The following is a 21,810-nucleotide window of genomic DNA, read 5'->3' as shown; positions in this document are numbered from 1 at the left end:
CAGCAGCACCCGTTATCCGGTGACCGGTGCGGTCCCCCGGCGACATGGCCGGGGGACCGCACCGGTCTCTGCGCGCAAAGTCACACCCTTGGAGTAAGCGGCATGGATGTCCCCCTGAGCCCGACTCGCACCGCGTGGTACCGGGCACGCCCCCTCAGCACCCTCGCGATCGCCGCCGGAACGAGCCTCGCCGTCGCGCTCGCCCTGCTCGGAGCCCCCGCGCAGGCCGCGTCCGGGCAGCAGATCGGCAGGCGGTACCACCTCGACTGCGCCTCCGGCGACGACTCCGCCTCCGGCACGACGACCGGAACCGCGTGGCGGACCCTCAACCGCGTCAACACGGTGACCTTCAAGCCCGGCGACTCCATCCTCCTGCGCAGGGGCACCACCTGCAACGGCGTCCTGCAGCCGAAGGGATCCGGCACCGCCGACGACCCGATCACCCTCAGCGCGTACGGCCTCGGCGCGCGCCCGGCGATCGTCGGAGGCGGCGCCCGCGCGGCCGTGTTCCTGCGCAACGTCCAGGGATGGGTGATCAGCCACCTGGACGTCTCCAACCCCGGCCCCGCGGACGGCACTCCGCGCATCGGCGTCTACGTGCTGCTGGAGGACTTCGGCACCGGCAGGCACTACGTGATCAACGACGTGAACGTCCACGACGTCCCCGGCTGTGACTGCCTGCAGGCCGACCTCGAGAACAGCGGCGGCATCGTGTTCAAGGCCGCGGGATCGAGCACGCCCACCGGCTTCCACGACATCAGGGCGTTCCGCAACACCGTCTCCGGCGTCGACAACGTCGGGATCGGCATCCTGTCGCAGTGGTCCCGCCGCACCCCCCTGTACCCCGGCGGCACGAACACGTTCGTCCCGATCACCAAGGTGCGGGTGTACGCCAACCGGCTCACCGACATGGGCGGGGACGGCATCCTCGTGCAGAACGGCGTGGACCCGCTCACCGAGTTCAACGTCGTCAACGGGTTCGGCCGCCGCGCGAGCGCCTCCCACGCCGGCGTCCTCGCGTTCAACTCCGACCGCGCGGTGATCCAGCACAACGAGGTGACGGGCGGGGCGGCCTTCCCGCCGTCCTTCGCCTTCAGCGTCGACGCGGGCAACGCCGACATCGTCTACCAGTACAACTACAGCCACGACAACAGCGGTCCGTTCATGCTCTTCTGCGCGTTCTCCGGAACGAACTCCGACGGGGCGACGATCCGGTACAACATCAGCAAAAACGACAAGGACCTGCTGCTCGGCACGTTCGAGATCCCCGTCATCGCCAACGGCTGCGACGTCCCGGTGACCAATGTGAAGATCTACAACAACGTGGTCTACAGCCCGACGGCGAAGGCTCTCGTCGGAACCCTCCATCCCAACCCGATGACGGTGAGCAACAACGCGTTCGTCGGCAGGCAGCAAGGCTCGACGATCACCGACCCGGTGGGGGTCTACGACCACAACCTCTACCGCAACGTCAGCACGCCGCCGCCGGGCGACGCCCACGCGGTGACCGCGGATCCCCGCTTCACCGATCCGGCCGTGTCCGGGATCAGAAGCGTCTTCGGGTTCCGGCTCAAATGCGGCTCCCCGGCCCTGGGCGCGGGCGTCGCCGTGCCGCACGACGGCGGCCGCGACTTCTTCGGTCTCCGGATTCCCGACACGGCGCCGAACATCGGCGCCTACCAGGGGCCGTGCGTGAACTAGTCCTCCTGCCGGGAACCAACAGCCTCTTCCCGTGCGGGAGGGGCTGTTCGCGTTTGCCCGCCATGGCCCGGAACGGGCCCGCGCCGCGCGTCGTGCGCCGTCGAACGGCGCTCGAGCGGTTTTCCAACCCGGACGGCGAGCATGAGGCCATGCGTGAATCGACCCAGATTTTGATCATCGGCGGTGGCCCCGCGGGTTCGACCGCGGCCGGTCTCCTGGCCAAGGAGGGCTTCCAGGTGACCCTCCTCGAGCGTGACCGCTTCCCCCGCTACCACATCGGCGAGTCGATCCTGCCGTCCTGCCGCCCGATCTTCGAGATGCTCGGGGTCTGGGACAAGGTCGAGGCGCACGGCTTCCAGCCCAAGGGCGGCGCCTTCTTCCAGTGGGGCCCCGAGGAGTGGGAGGTGCTCTTCAGCGACATGGGCGACGACACCCCCAACGCCTGGCAGGTCGTCCGCAGCGAGTTCGACCAGCTTCTGCTCGACCACGCCCGCGAGCTCGGCGTCGAGGTGGTCGAGGGAGTGAGCGTCCGCGACGTCGAGTTCGACGGCGACCGCGCCGTCGCGGCCCGCTGGCACGAGACCAAGGACCCGAGCCGCGGCGGCGTCATCAGGTTCGGCCACGTCATCGACGCCTCGGGGCGCGGCGGCCTGCTGGCCACCCGTCATCTCAGGAGCCGCCGGTTCCACGACGTGTTCCGCAACGTCGCCGCGTGGGCGTACTGGAGGAACGCCAAGCCGCTCGGCAAGGGACCGAAGGGCGCGATCGCCGTGTGCTCCGTCAAGGACGGGTGGTTCTGGGCCATCCCCCTCCACGACGGGACGCTCAGCGTCGGCCTGGTCACCGGACGGGACCTGTTCAACGACAGCCGCGGGCGGCTGAACGGCGACATCCAGGCGGTGTACGACGAGGCGCTCGCCGGCTGCCCCACCGTCCTCGACATGCTCGACGGCGCCGAGCAGGTGACCGGCATGAAGGTCGAGCAGGACTACTCCTACGTCTCGGAGAGCTTCGCGGGCCCCGGCTACCTGCTCGCGGGCGACGCCGCGTGTTTCCTGGACCCGCTGCTGTCCACCGGCGTCCACCTGGCCACCTACAGCGCGATGCTCGGCGCGGCGAGCCTGGCCAGCGTCCTGCGCGGCGAGGCCTCCGAGCAGGACGCGTGGCGCTTCTACCAGACCGTCTACCGCCACGCCTACCAGCGGCTGCTCGTCCTGGTCTCGGTGTTCTACGAGAGCTACCGGGGCAAGGAGCACCACTTCTACAACGCGCAGCGGCTGACCTCCGACGAGCGCGACCATCTGAACCTGCAGGCCGCCTTCGACCGCATCGTCACCGGCGTCGCCGACCTGAACGACGCCGAGCAGGCGTACCGGCTGGTCCAGGAGCACCTGCACGGCTCGGGGAGCGGCGACCCCAACCCCCTGAACAACCTCAACCGGGTGCAGGAGATCAGGCAGTCGCCGTTCGACCCCGCCAACGCCGTCGACGGCCTGTACCTGGTGACCCGGCCCCGGCTCGGGCTGCGCTCCGTCGAGGCCCCGGCTCCCGACGCCCCCTGACCACGCTCCCCCGAGGGAACCGAGCCAGAGAAGAAGCAGCGGGCCCACGTCGCCGCCGACATGGGCCCGCTCGTGCCGGGTGCGTCAGGCGGACGCCGCCTGACGGAGCCCGCGGAGCGTTCCGTCGGGGTCGGCGAGGACGGGCAGGGCCGCCAGCACTCCGGAGACCCCGAGCGACTCCAACCGGCGCAGATGGGCGGCCACCCCGGAGACGTCCCCGGCCACACCGGTCAGCCCCGCCGCGAAGTCGACGAGCCCGAGCTCCTCCAGCAGCCGCGCGTTCTTGCCCCCGACGGTGAAGTCCCAGACGTCGTAGCGCCGTTCCATCTCCTCGACCGCCGGCACGAGATGAGGGGGGATGAGCGAGCGCATGTGCGGCGCCTTGAGGCGCAGGGCGACGTCGGAGGCGAGGGCCGCGCCGATCTCGGCGTTCGCCTCGGCGGGGGTGTCCCTGACGGAGACGAAGCTGAACCCCCAGATCTCGACCTTCTCGGGATCGCGTCCGGCCTTCTCCGCCGCCTCCCTGACCGTCGTCACCTTCCGCTCGACGAGTTCGGCCGACATGCCGACGGTCGTGACCACCCCGTCGGCGATCTCGCCCGCCAGACGCAGGCTCCTGGGATAGTCGGCGGCGAGGTAGATCGGCATGGGGTGAACCCGCGCGAGGGGCTCCGTGTCGTAACCGTCGACACGGGCCGAGCCTCCGCCGAGGATCGCCCGTACGTCGGTGACGTAGTCGTGCAGCTCCTTCGGCGTCCCGACCGGGGAACGCCCGACGACCCGCCTGGTGCTGCCGCCGTTTCCGAGGGCGAGCATGACGCGGCCGCCCGTCAGCTCGTGCAGCGTGGAGACCGCGGTGGCGGTGGCGGCCGGGTGACGGAGAAAGGGTGTGGTGACCATCGGCGCCAGGACGGCGTTGCGGCTCTCGTGCGCCGCCACCGTGAGCGAGACGTACAACTCGTATGCGCGGGCCGGTGTGTCGCCGACCCCGATGAGGTCATATCCGAGATCGTCGGCCAGGCGAACCTGCCGTCGGAACGCGGAAAGATCGTCCATCCATTCTATGATCGCGCCCAGCTTCACGGGCCGTCCCCCTTCTTCACAGAAACTTCTCACCCGGCGTCCCGCCGAACATAAATAAATCGACATGCGCGGGCAACACGGCTCGAGGTGTCATTGAGCGGCCCTCGATAAAACGCCGCCGACGTCTGGAATTCGGGGATCAGGCGTCGCGAATACGGATTTTCCGCAGCCGCGGGCCGTTCGACCGTGACTCGACCGCGACCCCAGCGCCGGCCAGGACACTTGCTCACACCGGCGGCCGGGGCGTCGCCGCGGCGCGCCGGGCGAAGGCCGTCCCTCGGTCGCGGAAGTCCGCCTGCCGTGAGGGCCCCAGGAGCCGACGCGAGAATCCGAAAGAGCCAAAGAGGAGCGGAATGGACATCGGAGTCTGCCTGCCCACCACCGTGCCCGGTGCCGACGGCAGCCAGTTGATCGAGTTCGCGCGCCGCGCGGACCGCCTCGGATTCCACAGCCTGACGGTGGTCGACCGGGTGGTCTACGACAACTACGACAGCATCGTCGCGCTCTCCGCCGCGGCCGCGGTCACCGAGCGGATCAAGCTGGTCACCGCGATCCTGCTGGCCGCCTACCGGCCGAGCGCCGTGGAGCTCGCCAAGCAGCTCGCCAGCCTGGACCGTCTCTCCGGCGGCAGGCTCGTCGTCGGCGTCTCCGCCGGGATGCGCGAGGACGACTACGCCGCGACCGGAACCGAGTACGGCACGCGCGGCCGGCGTCTGGACTCGACGATCGAGGAGATCAGGCAGGTGTGGCGGGGACAGGGCCCGGTGCCGGGCGTCGGTCCGCGCCCCGTCAACGGCGACATCCCGATCTGGGCGGGCGGCCACTCCCCCGCCGGTCTCCGCCGGGCCGCGAGGTACGGAATCGGCTGGATCTCGCCGGGTGGCCCGCCGCACAAGTATCCGGAACTGGTCACGAGGTTCAAGGAGCTGTGGGCGGAGGAGGGCCGTACGGGCTCCCCCAGGATGGGCGCCAACTGCTACGTGTCGCTCGGCCCCGACGGCAAGGAGCACGCGACCGAGCACATGCTGAGCTACTACGCGTACATGGGCAAGATGGCGGAGCACCTCGCCGCCGGGGCCGTCACGGAGGAGGACAGGCTGCGCGACGTGGTGGACGGCTACGCGGCCAACGGCTGTGACGAGCTGCTGCTGCTGTCGTGCACGGCCGACCCCGGCCACCTCGACCGGATCGCCGACGTGGTGCTGCGCTGACTCGGAGGACCCGATGAACACCCCTCGCGACCGGGCAAGACCGCTGCGGATCATCGTCATCGGCGGAGGCGTCGGCGGACTGTCCCTGGCCCAGGGACTGAGGCGGGCCGGAGTCGACGACGTCGTCGTGTACGAGCGCGACGACTCCCCCAGGGGACGGATGCAGGGATACCGGCTGCGGATCAGCCCCGAGGGAGAGCGGGCGCTGCGGGAGTGCCTGCCCCACCGGGCGCAGGACCTGCTCACCGCGACGTCCAACGTGCGGCACGAGCAGGGGCTGGCGGCCTACGACGAGCGGCTCACCCCGCAGTGGGCCCCCGAGTTCGACGATTCGCGCGGCGACGCGCCGGACAAGGTGGACGCGGTCGACCGGGTGACGCTGCGCCGCATCCTGCTCGCCGGCCTCGACGGGGTCGTGCGCTTCGGCGAACGGTTCACCCACTTCGAGCGGGCGGGCGGAAAGGTCGTGGCGCACTTCGCCGGCGGCGGCTCGGACACCGGCGACGTGCTGGTGGCGGCGGACGGCGCGAACTCCCAGGTGCGCGCCCAGTCGCGGCCCGCCTACCGTGCCCTCGACCTGGGGGTGCGCGCGATCCTGTCCCGCACCCCGAGGGCGGGCGCGATCGAGGCCGGGCTGCCCGAGGTGCTGCGCGACCGGTTCGTCAACGTGACGGGCTCGAACGGCCTGCGCCTCGCGCTGATGCCCATGGTCTTCCGCACACCGCCGAGAAAGGCCGCCGAGCGGCTGTGGCCAGGCCTGGAGTTCGACGAGACCGAGGACTACTACATGTCGGTGTTCAGCGTGCACCGGGACGTCCTCAGGCTGCCCGACAGCGCGTTCTTCGCCATGACCGGCGAGGAGCTCCGCGACCTCGTGCTCGAGCGCACCACGGACTGGCACCCGGACCTGCGCGGCGTGTTCGCCCACGCCGAGGCGGCGGAGACCTACCCGCTGGCGCTGCGCGTCACGACGCCCGTCGAGCCCTGGGAGCCGGGCGACGTGATCCCGCTCGGCGACGCGGCGCACACGATGCCGCCGACCGGCGGGGTCGGGGCCAACACCGCGCTGCGCGACGCGGCCTCGCTGTGCCGCGCGCTGGCCTCGGTGACGCGCGGTGAGCGGTCGCTGCCGGACGCCGTGGCCGAATATCAGCGGGAAATGGTCAAATACGCGACTGAAGCAACAGAAATGTCGCTGAAAATCGCTAAATGGTCCATGCGGAAGATCGACCTGACAGAGGGAAACCTCCCCCGGACTTAAAGGAGCCGTGCAAGTGACGAGCATTCCCACGGACACCAGCCGTCCAGCCGGAATCCTACGGTTGGCGAACTCCTTCTGCGACGCCAAGGCGTTGTTGACCGCGGTGGAACTCGGCCTTTTCACCACGCTGCACGGCGGCGCGGCCGACGTGGCGGAAATCCGCGACCGCCTCGGGCTGCACGGCCGGGGGTTGTCCGACTGGCTCGACCTGCTCGTCGAGCTGGACCTGCTGGAGTCGCGCGAAGGCCGCTACAGCAACGGCCCGGGGGCCGAGCGCCACCTGGTGCGCGGCGCGGACTCCTACATCGGCGGGTTCATCGAGCGCTCCAACCGCAACCTGTACCCGGCGTGGGGCAGGCTGTCGGAGGCCCTGCGCACCGGGAAGCCCCAGTCGGGAAGCGACTTCGACGCGGTGGTCAACACCCCCGAGGTGCTCGCCCAGTTCATCGGCTCGATGGACGCCCTGACGCGCGTGCTCGGCCCGCAGCTGATCGACGCCTACGAGGGCTGGTCCGGCTACCAGTCCGTGCTCGACGTCGGCGGCTGCCGGGGCGCCCTGGCGTCACAGATCGTCAAGGCCTGCCCGCACCTTTCCGGCGCGGTGTTCGACCTGCCGCAGATGGCCCCCTTCTTCGACGAGAAGGTGGCGGAACAGGAACTGACCGGCAAGGTGTCCTTCCACGGCGGCAGCTTCTTCAGCGACCCGCTGCCGTCGGCGGACATCGTCGTCCTCGGGCACGTGCTGCACGACTGGGACCGGGAGCAGCGGAGGTTCCTGGTGGAGAAGGCCTTCCAGAGCGTCAACCCCGGAGGCGTGCTGCTGGTCTACGACCGCATGCTCGACCGGGAGTCCAGCCGTGTCGAGAACCTGGTGATCAGTCTGGACATGCTGCTGGTCACCGACGGCGGCTCCGAGTACACCGTGGCCGAGCTGCGGGAGCACGCGGAGGCGGCCGGGTTCGTCTCGGTCGAGGATCGCCCGCTCGGCGACGACGACACCCTCGTGGTCGCCCACAGGCCCGCCTGACCTCCGAGGCCACGGCGTCCCGGAACCGCCGTGACCGACCACGACGACGTCCACGCCGCCAGGCGGCGGACGACCGAGGCCGGTGGCGGCCCCTCCTCCGCCACCGGCCCCGGTCTGTCCCGCCCCCTTCAGAGTCCGGCCTTGCGGCAGACGACCAGGGTCTCGTCGTCGTCGAGCGGCCGGCGCTCCACGGAGGCGAAGCCCACGGCCCCGGCGAGTTCCGCCAGTTCGCCGACCGTGTACTCCGAACCCTCCTCGGTGACCAGTGCCATGATCAGGCTCGCCAGGAGGTTGTCGACGACGGGACGCTCGTCGTCCAGCATCCGGTCGTGCACCAGCAGCGCCCCGCCGGGGTTGACGGCCTGGAACGCCTTGCGCATCAACCGCTCCCGCCGCACGGGCGACCAGTTGTGCAGGACGTGACCGAAGACCAGCACATCGGCGCGGGGCAGCGGGTCGCGGAAGAAGTCACCGGAGTGGAACGTCACCGCGCCCGCCGTGCCCAGCTCGGCCATGTGCTCCTCGAACAACGGCTCCATCTGCGGCAGGTCGAACACGTGCCCGGTCAGCCCGGGATTCGCAGCGACGAGCCTGCCCACCAGCGCGCCTCTGCATCCGCCCGCGTCCAGCACCGAACGGTGTCCCGACCAGTCGACCGCCTCGAGCAGCCGAGGCAGCAGCGGCCGCAGCGCGCCTTCCATCATGAACGCGTACCGCCGCAGCTCCCGCTGGTCGTCCAGCATGGCGGCGAAGCCGTCCGCCGTCGAGCGCGGCCTGCCGCTGCGCAGCGTCTCGGTCAGCCCGCCCCAGACCGGATACAGGTTCGTCTTGGCGCCCAGCAGGGCGCCGCCGACGTAGCCCGGCAGACCGCCGACGAGGTGACGGTCCGGCCCGGCGGCGTTGCGGTAGAGGCCGTCCTCCTCCTCGAGCAGGCCGAGCGCGACGAGCAGCCCCAGGAAGTCGCGCAGCCCGCGGCCGTGCAGTCCCAGAAGCCTCGCGACGTCCTCCGCGGTGGCGGGACCGCCTCGCAGTACGGTGAACAGGTCGAGCTCGACCGCCGTGAGCAGCGCCTGCGCCTGGCAGAAGGCGTTGCCCAGCCGGAGGATGCCCTGCGCGGAACCGACGTCGGGGGCTGTGCTCGTCATCAGCCGGCCTTCCTTACATCTCGGCACGTCTCTGTCTCTTCCTCTCCGCGACCATGCCGTGCCGCCGTGGAACATCGCTCGACTGCGCGGGTGGTCGCGAGGAGGCGGTCCGCGGTCGCTACACCGGCCCTCGAGCCGGACACGAAGATCTGGTCGCAGAGTGCTCCTGTGAACGCGCGGACGGTCTGGGAACGGTGGTGGCGATGAAGGTGAGCGCGACCGGGGAGACGTGTGTGGTGAGCAGCCTGTGCGTCTACCGGGTGCCCGAGGTCTTCGACCAGGACGAGGAGGGCACGGTCAGGGTCATCGACCCGGATCCGCCCGCCGAGCTGCACGACGCCGTCCGCAGCGCGGCGCGGGGCTGCCCGACCCGGTCGATCCGTGTCGAGTAGGCGCACCGGCTCAGCGCCCCGGCGGCGCTTCGGTCACTGTCCCCGGCAGCGCCCGAGCCCGGGCCGCGTCCCCCGCCTCCCTCACGCGACGGGGCGGTCGAGCGGCCGTCGAGGCCGTCTGGAAACGCGGCCCGCATGCTGCGGAAAAGCACGGAACCAACCGAGGGAGACGTGAATGTGCGGCATCGCCGGCTGGGTGGACTTCGGACGCGACCTGACGCGGGAGCGGCCGACGCTGCAGGCAATGACCGATACGCTGGCCAGGCGGGGTGTGGACGACCGGGGACTGTGGGTGAGCGACGACGCGGCGCTCGGGCACACGCGCACCGCCGTCATCGACCCCGCAGGCGGCGCGCAGCCGCTGACGGTCGAGGAGGACGGCAGCCCCGTCGCCGTGATCGTCTACAACGGCGAGGTCTACAACTTCAAGCGGTTGCGGACCGAACTGGAGGCGCGAGGGCAGCGCTTCCGCACCCGTAGCGACACCGAGGTGGTCCTGCGCTCCTACCTCGAGTGGGGGGCGGACTGCGCGGAGCGGCTCGAGGGCATCTTCGCCTTCGCCGTCTGGGACCTGCGCCGCGAGGAGCTCGTGCTGGTCCGCGACCGGCTGGGGGTCAAACCCCTCTTCTACACCAGGCTGCCGGAGGGCGTCCTGTTCGGCTCCGAGCCGAAGGCTCTGCTGGCCAACCCGCTGGTCCGGCCCGTCGTCGCCCTCGAAGGACTCCAGGAGCTCTTCGCCACGGCCAAGAGACCGGGACAGTCGGTCTTCCGTGACATGCGGGCGCTGCCGCCGGGTCACACGCTGACCATCGGCCGGGGCGGCGCGGTCGAGCGGAGATACTGGGCGCTCGAGGCGCGGCCGCACACCGACGACCTCGACGGGACCGTCACCAGGGTGCGCTCGCTGCTCGAGGAGATCGTGCTCCGCGAGCTCGAGTCGGACGTCCCGCTGTGCACGGCGCTCTCCGGCGGGGTGGACTCCAGCGCCATCACCGCGATCGCCGCCAGATGGCGGTGGCGGCTGGACGGCGAGCGGGTGCGGACCTTCGTGACCACCTTCGACGACTACTCCAGGAACTTCCGGCCCGACGACGTCCGCTTCTCGCCGGACGAGCCGTACGCGGCGGAGGTCGCCCGGCACGTCAGGTCCGACCATGTCAGGATCACGCTGAACACCCGGGACCTGATGGACCCGGAGACACGCCTGGCGGTGCTGCTGGCCCAGGACATGCCGACCACGCTCGGCGACATGGACACCTCGAACTACCTCACCTCCCGCGAGATCAAGACGCACTCCACCGTGGCGCTCGCGGGAGAGGTGGCGGACGAGATCTTCGGCGGTTACAACTGGATGTACGACCCCGACCTGCTGAACGCCGACGTCTTCCCGTGGGTGGCCAACGAGACCCGCCAGCCGGGCTCCCCGACGGGCCAGGGCAGAAGACTGTTCGACCAGGGGCTCATGCGCAAGCTCGACATGAACCGCTACTACGCCGACCACTACCACCAGGCGCTGGCCGAGGCGCCGCACCAGGAGGGCGAGGACGCGCGGGAGCGGCTGATGCGCTCGGTCGGCTACGTCACCCTGACACGCTGGCTGCCCATGCTGCTCGACCGCGACGACCGGCTCTCCATGGCGCACGGCCTCGAGCTGCGGGTGCCGTACGCCGACCACCGGCTCGTCGAGTACATGTACAACACCCCGTGGAGCTTCAAGACCTTCGACGGGCGGGAGAAGAGCATCCTGCGCGCCGCGGTGCGCGACCTCGTGCCCCCGTCCGTCCTGGAGCGGACGAAGAGCCCGTGGCCGGTCACCCAGGACCCCGCCTACACCCGGATGCTGCACGACGAGCTGGCCGACCTGGTCGGCGACCCCTCGTCACCGGCGCTGCCGTTCCTCGACGCCGACGCGGTACGGCGCACGCTCGCCGGTCGCTCCGAGGCGGCCCACGAGTGGATCAGCAGGATGCACATCGAGATGGCACTGCAGTTCAACACATGGCTGAAGCACTACGCCGTAGAGCTGGCGATCTGACATCGTGAGGTGATTAGCATGGATTTTTCCGACGTGCTGCGCAAGCGCCAGATGGTGCGCAGCTACACCGAGGAGCCCGTCTCCGATGACGCGCTGAACCGCATCCTGTGGGCGGTACGGCGAGCGCCCAGCGCGGGGTTCAGCCAGGGCCACCGGCTGGTCGTCGTCACCGACGCCAAGCTCAGACGGCAGGCCGCGGACATCTCCGAGGGCCGTTACCTCGAGTTCGGCTTCCCCCCGTGGATCTCCACCGCGCCCGTGCACATCTACGTCGGCATCCGCGAGCGCTCCTACCACGAGCGATACGGACAGGCCGAGGAGGTGCGCCCCGGGTACACGGAGATTCCCTGGCCGGTGCCTTTCTGGTGGTTCGACGCCGGCGCGATGTTCATGCTGCTGCAACTCGCCGCGATCAACGAGCGGCTCGCGACCGGCTACTTCAGCTCCGTCTACACCGACGAGCTGGACGCCCTGGCGCAGGTGGCGGGCATGCCGGATGACGTCGCCCTGGCAGGCGTGATCACCGTCGGGCACCCCGACAACGACTTCCCCATCCCCGTTCCCGACCACGCCGTGCCTCGCAGGCCGAACGACGAGCTCATCGAGTGGCGCCGGTAGACGCCATGGGAGAGACAACCGTGAGCGAATCAGGGGAGACTCCGACGGCTCCGCGTGTGGTCGTCCTCGGCGGGGGGATCGCCGGCCTGGCGGCGGCCGTCGCCCTGGCCGGACGCGGCTGTCCGGTCACGCTGGTCGAGCGTGACCCTCCACCGCCCGACGACCGTGACCAGGACCCCTTCCTGGCGTGGAGACGCCGCGGCGTCCCCCAGTTCCGTCTGCCCCACGGCTTCTCCGCGCGGGCTCGCAGCCTGCTGGCGGCCCACGCGCCCGACGTCCTCGAACGGCTCAAGGCCGACGGCATCGAGGAGATCAACGTCTTCAAGCAGCTTGTCGCCCCGGAACTCTGGCGTCCCTCCGACGACGAGTTCACCGTCGTGTGGGCCAGGCGTTCCGCCTTCGAGCTCTCCCTGCGTCGCAGCGCCGAGGCCGAGGCCGGGATCCGCTTCCTGTGCCCCGCCGTCGCGAGCGGGTTGCGCTTCGACCGGTCTCCCGCGGGGCCGCGGAGGGTGACGGGAGTCCGGCTCTCCGACGGGCGCGAGCTGGAGGCGGACCTGGTGCTCGACTGCGGCGGCAGGCGCTCGCCGGTGTCCCGGTGGCTCGCGGCCGAAGGCGCGCACGTCCACACCGACATCCAGGACTGCCAGACCGTCTACCACAGTCGCTACTACCGGTTCACACCGAGCTGCTCCATGCCCAGGACCGCGGTCGCGATCCTCCGGGGAGAGCTTGAGAGCGTCATGTTCCTCGGCTTCCCCGGCGACCACGACACCTTCGCGATCTGCCTGGAGGCCCGGCCCGACGACCCGGACATGCGGCCGCTGCGCCACACGTGGGCCTGGGAGGCCGTCGCCCGCGGCATCCCGGAGGTGGAGCCCTGGATCGATCCGGCCAACGCCACGCCCGTGGCCGAGGTCCAGACCATGGGGGGACACCACAACGTCCGCAGGCGCTACGTGGTCGACGGCGCTCCGGTCGTGCTCGGTCTTCTCCCCGTCGGCGACGCCATGTGCACGACCAATCCCGCCTACGGCTGGGGGGCGTCGATGGCGCTCACCCACGCCTTCGCCGCCGCGGAGGCCGTCGCCCGCCACGGGTCCGACCTGTCCGCCCTGGCACTCGCCTATGACGCCGCCACCTCGGCCGAGGCCGACGCCGTCTACCGGGAGTCCGCCGCCATGGACCGGGCCCGCATCTACCGAAGCACGGGGCAGGAGGTGCCCGAGCACGACCGCGCCGAGATGGAGCGTCAGCATCTCATCGCCGAGAGCCTCGCCGCCGGGGTGTTCGCCGACCTCGAGCTCGGCCGTGCCTTCTGCCGCCGGGTCAACCTCGCGGGCCCCGCCGACGTCGTGCTCGACAATCCCGACCTCGTCGAGGGAGCCAGGAAGGCCCGCGACCGGCTCACCGCCGCGACCTCCGGTGCGCCCGTCGCCGCGCCTGCCGCTGTGTCCGCCACTGTGCCCGCCCCTGTGTCCGCCACTGTGCCCGCGGGCAAGGCCGGGCCGACCCGTGAGGAGCTCCGCGCCCTCGTTCTGGCGGCCCGGCCCAGGTCCACCGCCTGAACCACGGCCTCCGTCCCGCGGCGCGCCCGCGGGACGGAGGCCGCCTGCGCCGTCTCAGTAGGAGGCGGCCACCTCGTAGACGCCGAACGGCCTGCGGGCCGGAGCCTGCTGGTAGCGGCGCAGCGGAGCCGTGGCGCCGCGGTGGGCCGCGCCCTCCTCCCAGGAGCGGAAGGCGGCGAGGCTCTCCCACTCGCTCATCACCACGAACGCGGCCGGGTCGTCGGCCGCGCGCAGCAGCTCGTTCCCGAGCAGGCCCGGCGTGCCCGCGAGGTCGCGGCTGATCCGGTGGTAGGCCGCCTCGACCGCGCCCGGCTCGTCCGAGGGCGCGGCGGCGTAGATCAGCACCCTGGCGCGCGCGGCGCCGGACCCGCCTCCGCCGTCCTGCGCCGTGTGGCCGTCCTGCGCCGTGCGGCCGTTCTCCGTCGTGTGGCCGTTCTCTGTCGTGTGGAGACGCCCGGCCATCAGCCGACCGCCCCGGCGCCGGCCGTCGTGCGCACCGCGCGCGTCGTCATCGAGCCTCCCGAACGGAACGGGTGCCACCTCCTTCGACGCGCCGGACGTCTTCTCGGGGAAATCCCGGGACCAGACACACCCACCCTCCCTCACCGGACCTTGAGCTGACCTGAGCCGAAAGGAGACCGCCCCGTCAGGCGACGTCTCCCACCGGCAAGCACAGCAGACCCGTCTGGTCGATCGCTGGACCCCGTGCCCCGTTCCCGCACGTCCTCGAGCCCGCCTCGAGCCGTGACCGCGGGAAGCCGGTTCAGGCGGGGTGGCCCTGCTGTGTGGGGAGGCTCATCTCGGGGTGGATGAACTCGCGGTTCAGTCGTTCCCTCGCGTAGAGCCGGGTGAGCTTGTGCATCTCGTAGTGGATGCCGTCGGTGCCGTCTGACGTGACGTCGAGCAGGTGGCAGCTGACCAGCCGGATGAGCTGGGCCTCCACCGCGTCGGTCGCGCTGCCGAGGAGGCCCGCCGCCGTCGCGGCGGTGAACTCCTGCGGGGGAAGCAGGCTGAGGAGCCGAAGGGCGCTGCGGTCGTGGGGGTCGAGCCGGAAGTAGGTGTCGTCGTAGTCGGCCCGCACGTCGAACTCCGCGAACCGCAGCTGGTCGAGAGGCGCGGGTCCGGACTCGATCAGCGCCGCCATCTTGCGCAGCGGCCAGGTCCGCGCGGCCGCCAGCCGGGCGCCGACGCATCGCAGTGCCAGGGGGAGGTTGCCGTACAGGTCGACGATCCTTTCCGCCTGCTCCCGCTCGGCGGCCACGCGGTTCGTGCCGATGATGCGGCCGAGCAGCTCCACGCCCTCGGCCTGCTTCATGACGCCGAGTTTCACGGTCTGCACGCCGGGGAGACTCTGCAGGCCCTCGCGGCTGGTGATCATCACCGTGCACCGGGGCGTCGCGGGCAGCAGCGCGGTCACCTGGGAGGCCGCGCGGGCGTCGTCGAGCACGACCAGGACCCGTCTGCCGTTGCTCCAGGTGCGGAAGAGGTTGCTGCGTTCCTCCAGGCTCGGAGGGATCTGGTGTTCCGGGACGCCTACGGCACGCAGGAAGCCCGCGAGGATGTCGGTCTGCGGGGTCGGGGTGGCGGAGGCGCCGCGCAGGTCCGCGAAGAGCTGTCCGTCGGGGTACTGCGCCCGGTCGATGTGGGCGGCGTGCAGCGCCAGGGTCGTCTTCCCCACCCCCGCCATTCCGCATATCGACACCACCCGGGCCGTGGTGCTGTTGTCCTGGCACTCGGCGAGTATCTGGCGGACCTCGCGCAACGAGTCGGCATGTCCGGTGAAGTCGGAGATGTCGGGTGGGAGCTGCGCGGGGACGGTCAGGGTGGCGGCGTACCGCACGGTGGCGGCCACCGGCGGGGCCTGCCGGGGGCCGGCCGGGGTCTGCCTGCTTCTGACAGGGGCCTGTCCGCCCCTGACGGGATCCGCGGAGTCGGCGCTCAGCAGCGACTGGTGCAGGCGTTGCATGGAGGAGGACGGTTCAAGGCCGAGCTCGTCGATCAGCACGCCGCGTAACTGCCGGTAGACCTCCAAGGCCTCGTAACGGCGCCCCGACCGGTTCAGCGCCGTCATGAGGTCCCCGTGGAAGCGCTCGTGAAGGGGATAGGCGTAGACGAGCACCTTCAGCTCGCTGATGAGCTCCTGGTAGCGGCCGAGTCTCATGTCCGCCTCGATGTGCATCTCCAGTGTCCGCAGCCTGTTCTCCTCCAGGCGGGTCACGTGGGCCGACAGGATCTCCCCCGCCGTGACACCGAGCAGCGCCTGGCCGCGCCACAGCTCCAGCGCCTCCGACAGCAACTCGCTGGCGCGCAGCGGATCGCCGTTCTCCAGCGCGAGACGCCCCTGGCGCGAAAGCCGCTCGAAACCGCAGACGTCGATTCTGTCGTCGGCGACGTCGAGAAGATATCCGGACGGCTGAGTGTGCAGGCGGGCCAGCCCCGAAGGGTCCAGCGTGTCTTTTCTCAACTTGTAGATGTAGGTCTGGAGAGTCGTCATCGCACTGTCCGGGGGGTGGCTGCCCCACAGTTCGTCGACGAATTCGCTGACCTGCACGATCTGATTCCTGCGCACCAGCAGAAATGCCAGGACCTGACGTACCTTCGGCGCTGTCGGGGTAATGTCCCGGCCCTGATGGGTTACGGATAGCGGCCCGAGAACACAGAAACCCACTTTGCCCCCTTCGAATACATATGCTCGTAATGAGCACACATTTAGGATGCTAACCTCGGCTCACCATGAGGACGCTCGAAGCACAGCCAGTCCCCGCCGTTTTTCACACCCCTTTTCTTCCCCGTTTCTTCCCCGTTCTGAGATTCCCTCCGGCCCCAATGCCCTCGATCTCGGCCGGGCGTCTGTCGCGACCGCGGACGCCCGGCGCCCCCGCGGCCGGCGCGGCGGCTCGGACCCGCTTCGCTCCGGATGGGACGGAGTACCACGATCCATGCGGTCGACCTAACTACGAGATGATCAGGTCAGGCGTTGCAGGGCGAAGACGTGCTAACTGTCCGTAGTCGAATGACTGCGACGTCCAGGTCGGCCCGAGGCAAGCCCAGTCTCATTCTTTCTCGTTTTAATATGCCGCCGGAAAGTGCGTCAACCTCTATTATTCGGGGTTGACGGCGACCAAAGATCGTCGAAATGGGGCGGACGCGTCTGATCTGCGAGGATGCGGCTTCCCGGTCACGTCGCCGCAGGTGAGAGACATGCCTCCCGGGCGAACGACACGGTACGGTTTATTTCATTTCGGATTTCAGCGGACACCTGGGGATCGATCGGGCATTTATCTACCACACTGTTCGGCGAATGTACCAACTCGGTTCGCTTGACCAAAACATACGACATGGTATTAACCCCAACAAGGGGGTCTTCGCCGGACCAATGAGGCTTCGCGCGACTCCGCGTCACCGGCCGCGCCGAAGGCGAAGACATGCCGGAGCGCCGATCACCCTGAATCATCGACGGCAAGGGCAGGAACGGCGAAGCATCCCTTTTGACCGTCATTTCTACCGCCGAGCGACCCACAAGAATGCCGCAAATACCAGATAACGGTCAAATTTCACCTTAAGCCGTATGGCATGGCGAAAGGCGTGACGTCGCCTGCGCCACCCGCCGCGACGTCCTCGGCCCGGCTCAGGGAACGAGTGCTCAGCGGCCGCCGGCGGTGTGCACGACCTCACCGTTGATGTTGCCGTTCGCCTCCGAGCAGAGAAAGACGACCACGCGCGCGACGTCCTCCGCGGTGCTCAGGCGACCGCTCGGGGTCTCCCGTACGGCTCGCTCGAGCAGCTCGGGGTCCACCGCCTCAAGGCTCTCCGTCAGCGTGCCTCCCGGCGCGACCACGTTCGCGAGCACCCCGTCGCGGGTCCACATCAGCCCTCGCGCGAAGCCGTGCAACGCCGCCTTGGCCGCGCTGTAGAGCTCGGAGCCCGGATTCCCGTGGGTCGCGGTGACCGAGGACAGCAGCGCGATGCGCCCCCAGCCCCGTTCCCGCATTCCGCCCAGGGCCTGCCGGACCGTCCACAGATGACCCTCGACGTTCTCGCGGAAGAGGGCGAGCCAGTGGTCCATGGGGAGGTCCTGGTACGGAGGCACGTCCTCAGGGTTGATCCACACCCACGTCTGGGCGTTCGCCACCACGACGTCGACCCCGCCCCAGCGCTCCTCGACCGTGGCGACCGTCTCGGCGGCGGAGGCCGGATCGGCGAGGTCGTAGCGCAGGGCGCACGCCCGGTCGCCTCCGCCGAGCTCCTCGACCACACGCTTGGCCGCCGCGTCGGAGGTGTGGTAGGTGACGGCGACCCGCGCGCGCTCCCGCGCGAACACACGCGCGGTCGCGAGGCCGATGCCACGGGTGGCGCCGGTGATCAGTACCCGCTTGTCTTCCAGACCAAGATCCATCGTGTGTTCCTTACGGCCTGCCGCCCGGCCTGCTGCTCGGCGTCGAGGACATGTCGGCCATCAATCTCCGCCAACGGGCTCGAGAGCGGCTGGGACGCGTCCGAAGCGGAGCCCCGCGTCCGGCGGCGGCCTCCAGAAGGCGTCAAGCGGGTCTCGGTACGGTCCCACCGGAGTTCGCGCCGTGACGAAGGAAGGCCGATGCTGCACAGGAAACTCATGGCGGTCGGGGAACCGGTGCTGCGAAAGGTGCAGGACCATCCCTTCTGGTCAGGTCTCCGGGACGGTTCGCTGCCGGGCGAGGCGCTCGCCTGTTTCGTCGAGCAGGACACCGCCTTCCTGCTCCCCGCCTACGCCCGGGCGCTGGCCCGGTGCGCGGCGACCGCTCCCGACGACGAGGACACGCTCCTGCTCGGCCAGTCGATCGTCGGCACGCTCGAGGCCAGGGACAGGTTGCGCCGGACCTACGCCGACCTGGCGGACGAGTTGGGCCTGCCGAAGCTCGGCGAGCCGCGTCCGGTGGATCCCGCCACCCACGCGCACGCGTCGTTCTTCGCGGCCGCCAGCGCGCGATCCTTCAACTCCGGCGTCGGCGCGCTGCTCCCCATGGTGTGGTTCAACGCGGAGGTGTCCGACCGCCTCAAGCGCGACGCGACGCCCGGCTCGCGCTACCTGCCGTGGATCGAGGTCTACCACCCGGGCGAGTCGTACCGGTACGCGGTCCAGGCGTTCTTCGACATGGTCGACCGAGCCGGCGAGAGGTGCTCGACCTGGCAGCGTCAGCTGATCGTCGAGCAGTTCTCCATCGGCGTCCGTTACGAATGGGCGTTCGCGGAGTGCTGCGTCCTGCAGCCTCCGTGGCCGGTGTGACCCGTGGACCTCGAAGACGAGCAGCCGACGAGAAAGGTCTCCAGCGAGATGAGCACCGAAACTCCAGTTTCATATCCCTTTCAGTGGACGCCGCCGATGGAGGTCCCCACCGGACTGCGGGGACTGCGCGAGAAGGCCCTCGTCGAGGTCAGACTGCCCAGCGGCGACACCGCGGTGATGGTGACCCGCTACAAGGACGTCAGAAGACTGTTCGCGGACGAACGACTGAGCAAGAACATCGCCAGGCCGGAAGTCGCGAGGATATCCGCGGACAACGAGCTGTTCGTCGACCCCCGGATCGACGCCGACCCACCGGACCACACGCGGATGCGCGGCCTGGTCACCAGGGCGTTCACCGCTCGCCGGATAGAACTGCTGCGCCCGTTCGCCCAGGCGGTCACCGACGAGCTGCTCGAGGAGATGGCGAAGGGCCCCAGGCCCGCCGACCTGAACGAGGCGCTCGCCTTCCCGCTGCCGATCCTGGTGATCTGCAGGCTGCTGGGCATCCCTCCCGAGGACCGGAACAGGTTCCGCGGACTGGTGGACGGTTTCCTGTCGGTCACCAAGCTGCCCCCGGAGAAGGTCGAGGAATGCCGCACGGGACTGTGGAGCTACCTCGTCGAGCTGATCGCGTTCAAGCGGGCGAACCCGAGCGACGACCTGATCAGCGATCTGATCAGGGTCAGGGACGAGGACGACAACCGACTGTCCGAGCATGAGCTGCACTTCTGGACGCAGAGCCTGCTCATCGCGGGCTACGTCACCACCGCCAGCCAGATCGGCACCGGAACCGCCGTCCTGCTGCACCGGCAGGATCTGGTCGAGGAGATCAGGGCCGACTACTCGCTGGTCCCCTCGGCGGTCGAGGAGCTGCTGCGGGCGCAGATCATGGGGTCCTCGATCGGCACGCTGCGCTACGCGTTGGCGGACATCGAACTGTCCGACGGCACGGTGATCAGAAGCGGGTCCAGCGTCCTGCTGTCCGAGGAGTCGGCCAACATGGACGAGAGCGTCTTCAGCGACCCCTTCACGCTCGACATCCGCCGCAAGGAGAACCACCACATGACCTTCGGCGCCGGCATCCACTACTGCGTGGGCGCGGCGCTGGCCCGGATGGAACTCCAGGTCGCGACCGAGACCCTGCTGCGCCGCTTCCCGGACATAGACCTCGCGGTCGCCGGCGAGGACCTGCCCAGGGGGCTCGGCGGATTCATGGAGGGGTTCAGCGAGATCCCGGTCGTCTGGTGAACCGCGACCCGATCCGGCGCCCTCCCGCCCCCGTGGGAGGCGGGCGTCGCCGCGGCGACGTGGAGGTGGGCGGATGACCCACGGGGAAACGGCTGCCGAACCGCGCACCGCTCTCGTCACGGGAGCCAACCGCGGCATCGGCCGCGCGGTCGCCGCCGAACTGCACCGCAGGAACCTGCGGGTCGTGGTGACCGGGCGGGACGCCGAGGCGGCCCGCGCCGCGGCCGCGGAAATCGGCTCCGGCGTGCGCTCGCACGCGCTGGACGTCACCGACCCGGACGGCGTCATCCGGTCGAGCGAGGAGATCGGCCCGGTCGACGTGCTGGTCTGCAACGCGGGCGTGCTGCTGGACATGGGGACGGATCCGCTCTCCGTCCCCCTCGAACTCGTCGAGCGGACACTGCTGGTGAACCTGCTCGGCTCATGGCGGGTGACGCAGGCGTTCGTGCCGCCCATGGTCCGCAGGGGATGGGGCCGGGTGGTGCTGGTCTCCAGCGGCACGACCGCCGAGTTCGGCGGCGCCCTGTTCGCCGGCGCGCCCGGCTACTCGATATCGAAGAGCGCGCTGAACGGGCTCACCGCGATGCTGGCCGCCCAGACCGAGGGGTCGGGAGTGCTGGTGAACGCGGTGAACCCGGGACGGGTCCGCACCAGGATGATGCCGACCCAGACGACCCTCCCAGAAGAGGCGGCCCGGTACATCGCCGACGTGGCGACCCTTCCGGCCGACGGGCCCACGGGACGGTTCCTCACCGGGAACCGCAGCCGAGGCTGACTCGCCCCCAGGAAACAGGAGACGGCATGGAATTCGACCTTTCCGGCAGGAAAGCCGTGGTGACCGGAGCCGGCGCCGGAATCGGGCTGGCGTGCGTGCAGGCACTCGTCTCGGCGGGCGCCGAGGTGTTCGGCGGCGCGCGCACGATCACCCCGGAACTGCTCGCGGCCACACCGCACACGTTCGAGGTCGACCTCCTCACCGAGGAGGGGCCCGGACTGCTGATCGAGCAGGCCCTCGCCAAGTTCGGCGGCATCGACGTCCTGGTCAACAACGTCGGCGGCGGCGTGAAGCTGGCGGCCGGTTTCCTCGACATCGACGACGACGTCTGGCGGCACACGTTCGACCTGAACGTCATGACCACGATACGGGCCACCCGGGCGGCGCTGCCCAGCCTGATCGAACGCGACGGCGCGATCGTCAACATCGGGTCGATGAACGCGAGCATGGTGGACCCCCGGCTCGGCCACTACTCGGCGGCCAAGGCCGCGCTCGCCAACATCGGCAAGGCGCTCTCGGCGGAGTTCAGCTCGCAGGGAGTCCGCGTCAACACCATCTCCCCCGGCCCCGTGCGGACCCGGCTGTGGACCAACCCGGAGATCGCGCGGCGGGCGGGGGTCACCCCCGAGGAGTTCGTCGCGGCGGTGCCGAAGATAACCGGACTGTCCACCGGCAAGATGATCGAACCCGACGAGGTGGCGGCCCTGGTGGTGCTGCTGGCGTCCGGCAGGGTGCGCAGCGTGACGGGCGCGGACTACACGATCGACGCGGGAATGGCCCCGCCCGCGCACTACAACCGCCCGAAGTGAACGTGCCCGCCACGTCCCGCGCGTCCCCGTGACGGCGTGGACGGGCGACGGGCGAACGACCACGGCCGGGTCGGCCAGGCGGTGACGCCTGACCTGCCCGGCCGCCGCGCGTCCA

The 21,810-nt window shown here is 70.1% G+C and carries 18 protein-coding genes; 13 read left to right on the top strand and 5 right to left on the bottom strand.

Going from position 1 to position 21,810, the window contains the following annotated elements:
• Nucleotides 1–102: 102 nt before the first annotated feature.
• Together PKF00_RS21720 and PKF00_RS21715 are read left to right on the top strand one after the other, a co-directional pair.
• A complete protein-coding gene (locus PKF00_RS21720; protein WP_271219419.1) occupies nt 103–1,701 on the top strand; it encodes a right-handed parallel beta-helix repeat-containing protein in 1,599 nt (532 codons plus the stop codon).
• 149 nt (nt 1,702–1,850) lie between these two features.
• A complete protein-coding gene (locus tag PKF00_RS21715; protein ID WP_271219418.1) occupies nt 1,851–3,263 on the top strand; it encodes an NAD(P)/FAD-dependent oxidoreductase in 1,413 nt (470 codons plus the stop codon).
• A gap of 84 nt (nt 3,264–3,347) precedes the next feature.
• Here PKF00_RS21715 and PKF00_RS21710 read toward each other — a convergent pair whose 3' ends face one another.
• Nucleotides 3,348–4,319, bottom strand: a complete 972-nt coding sequence (locus PKF00_RS21710) for an LLM class flavin-dependent oxidoreductase (RefSeq protein WP_271219417.1) — start codon at nt 4,317–4,319, stop codon at nt 3,348–3,350.
• A 380-nt stretch (nt 4,320–4,699) separates the two neighbouring features.
• Here PKF00_RS21710 and PKF00_RS21705 point away from each other — a divergent pair, with 380 nt between their 5' ends.
• The 3 genes from PKF00_RS21705 to PKF00_RS21695 are packed head-to-tail and all read left to right on the top strand — an operon-like array spanning nt 4,700 to nt 7,845.
• Nucleotides 4,700–5,557 (top strand): LLM class flavin-dependent oxidoreductase, encoded by an 858-nt coding sequence (locus PKF00_RS21705; protein ID WP_271219416.1) that lies wholly within the window; start codon nt 4,700–4,702, stop codon nt 5,555–5,557.
• Nucleotides 5,558–5,570: 13 nt separating this feature from the next.
• Entirely contained in the window at nt 5,571–6,818 is a 1,248-nt protein-coding gene (locus PKF00_RS21700) for an FAD-dependent oxidoreductase (RefSeq protein WP_271219415.1), read from the top strand.
• Nucleotides 6,819–6,831: 13 nt separating this feature from the next.
• Nucleotides 6,832–7,845, top strand: a complete 1,014-nt coding sequence (locus PKF00_RS21695; RefSeq protein ID WP_271219414.1) for a methyltransferase — start codon at nt 6,832–6,834, stop codon at nt 7,843–7,845.
• A 128-nt stretch (nt 7,846–7,973) separates the two neighbouring features.
• On the opposite strand, the gene PKF00_RS21690 is transcribed toward PKF00_RS21695, so the two are convergent.
• On the bottom strand, nt 7,974–8,990 hold the full coding sequence (locus tag PKF00_RS21690; protein ID WP_271219413.1) for a methyltransferase: 1,017 nt from the start codon (nt 8,988–8,990) through the stop codon (nt 7,974–7,976).
• Between the two features lie 203 nt (nt 8,991–9,193).
• Between PKF00_RS21690 and PKF00_RS21685 the strand changes: the two genes are divergently transcribed.
• From PKF00_RS21685 to PKF00_RS21670, 4 genes are all read left to right on the top strand, one after another.
• Nucleotides 9,194–9,382, top strand: coding sequence for a ferredoxin (locus tag PKF00_RS21685; protein ID WP_271219412.1), 189 nt, complete (start codon nt 9,194–9,196; stop codon nt 9,380–9,382).
• Between the two features lie 175 nt (nt 9,383–9,557).
• Nucleotides 9,558–11,417 carry an asparagine synthase (glutamine-hydrolyzing) gene (gene asnB, locus PKF00_RS21680; RefSeq protein ID WP_271219411.1) on the top strand — a complete coding sequence of 620 codons (1,860 nt, stop codon included), beginning with the start codon at nt 9,558–9,560 and terminating at the stop codon, nt 11,415–11,417.
• 18 nt (nt 11,418–11,435) lie between these two features.
• Nucleotides 11,436–12,035: a nitroreductase family protein gene (locus PKF00_RS21675; protein ID WP_271219410.1), complete on the top strand. Its 600-nt coding sequence runs from the start codon at nt 11,436–11,438 to the stop codon at nt 12,033–12,035.
• A gap of 20 nt (nt 12,036–12,055) precedes the next feature.
• Nucleotides 12,056–13,600 carry an FAD-dependent oxidoreductase gene (locus PKF00_RS21670; protein ID WP_271219409.1) on the top strand — a complete coding sequence of 515 codons (1,545 nt, stop codon included), beginning with the start codon at nt 12,056–12,058 and terminating at the stop codon, nt 13,598–13,600.
• 54 nt (nt 13,601–13,654) lie between these two features.
• On the opposite strand, the gene PKF00_RS21665 is transcribed toward PKF00_RS21670, so the two are convergent.
• The 3 genes from PKF00_RS21665 to PKF00_RS21655 form a co-directional block, all read right to left on the bottom strand.
• Nucleotides 13,655–14,062, bottom strand: a complete 408-nt coding sequence (locus tag PKF00_RS21665; protein ID WP_271219408.1) for an antibiotic biosynthesis monooxygenase family protein — start codon at nt 14,060–14,062, stop codon at nt 13,655–13,657.
• A 301-nt stretch (nt 14,063–14,363) separates the two neighbouring features.
• Nucleotides 14,364–16,268, bottom strand: a complete 1,905-nt coding sequence (locus tag PKF00_RS21660; RefSeq protein ID WP_271219407.1) for an AfsR/SARP family transcriptional regulator — start codon at nt 16,266–16,268, stop codon at nt 14,364–14,366.
• A 975-nt stretch (nt 16,269–17,243) separates the two neighbouring features.
• Entirely contained in the window at nt 17,244–17,996 is a 753-nt protein-coding gene (locus PKF00_RS21655; protein ID WP_271219406.1) for an SDR family NAD(P)-dependent oxidoreductase, read from the bottom strand.
• A gap of 198 nt (nt 17,997–18,194) precedes the next feature.
• Between PKF00_RS21655 and PKF00_RS21650 the strand changes: the two genes are divergently transcribed.
• The 4 genes from PKF00_RS21650 (at nt 18,195) to PKF00_RS21635 (ending at nt 21,695) form a co-directional block, all read left to right on the top strand.
• Nucleotides 18,195–18,863, top strand: a complete 669-nt coding sequence (locus PKF00_RS21650; protein WP_271219405.1) for a TenA family protein — start codon at nt 18,195–18,197, stop codon at nt 18,861–18,863.
• A gap of 327 nt (nt 18,864–19,190) precedes the next feature.
• Nucleotides 19,191–20,111: a cytochrome P450 gene (locus tag PKF00_RS21645; protein ID WP_425582187.1), complete on the top strand. Its 921-nt coding sequence runs from the start codon at nt 19,191–19,193 to the stop codon at nt 20,109–20,111.
• A gap of 73 nt (nt 20,112–20,184) precedes the next feature.
• Nucleotides 20,185–20,886 carry an SDR family NAD(P)-dependent oxidoreductase gene (locus tag PKF00_RS21640; RefSeq protein WP_271219403.1) on the top strand — a complete coding sequence of 234 codons (702 nt, stop codon included), beginning with the start codon at nt 20,185–20,187 and terminating at the stop codon, nt 20,884–20,886.
• Nucleotides 20,887–20,912: 26 nt separating this feature from the next.
• Nucleotides 20,913–21,695 (top strand): SDR family NAD(P)-dependent oxidoreductase, encoded by a 783-nt coding sequence (locus PKF00_RS21635; RefSeq protein WP_271219402.1) that lies wholly within the window; start codon nt 20,913–20,915, stop codon nt 21,693–21,695.
• Nucleotides 21,696–21,810 lie beyond the last annotated feature (115 nt).

The sequence above is a fragment of the Streptosporangium carneum genome (genome assembly GCF_027922005.1).
Classification (GTDB): domain Bacteria; phylum Actinomycetota; class Actinomycetes; order Streptosporangiales; family Streptosporangiaceae; genus Streptosporangium; species Streptosporangium carneum.
The sequence above is the reverse complement of the archived record's forward strand: the minus strand, read 5'-3'. Positions and strand labels throughout refer to the sequence as shown.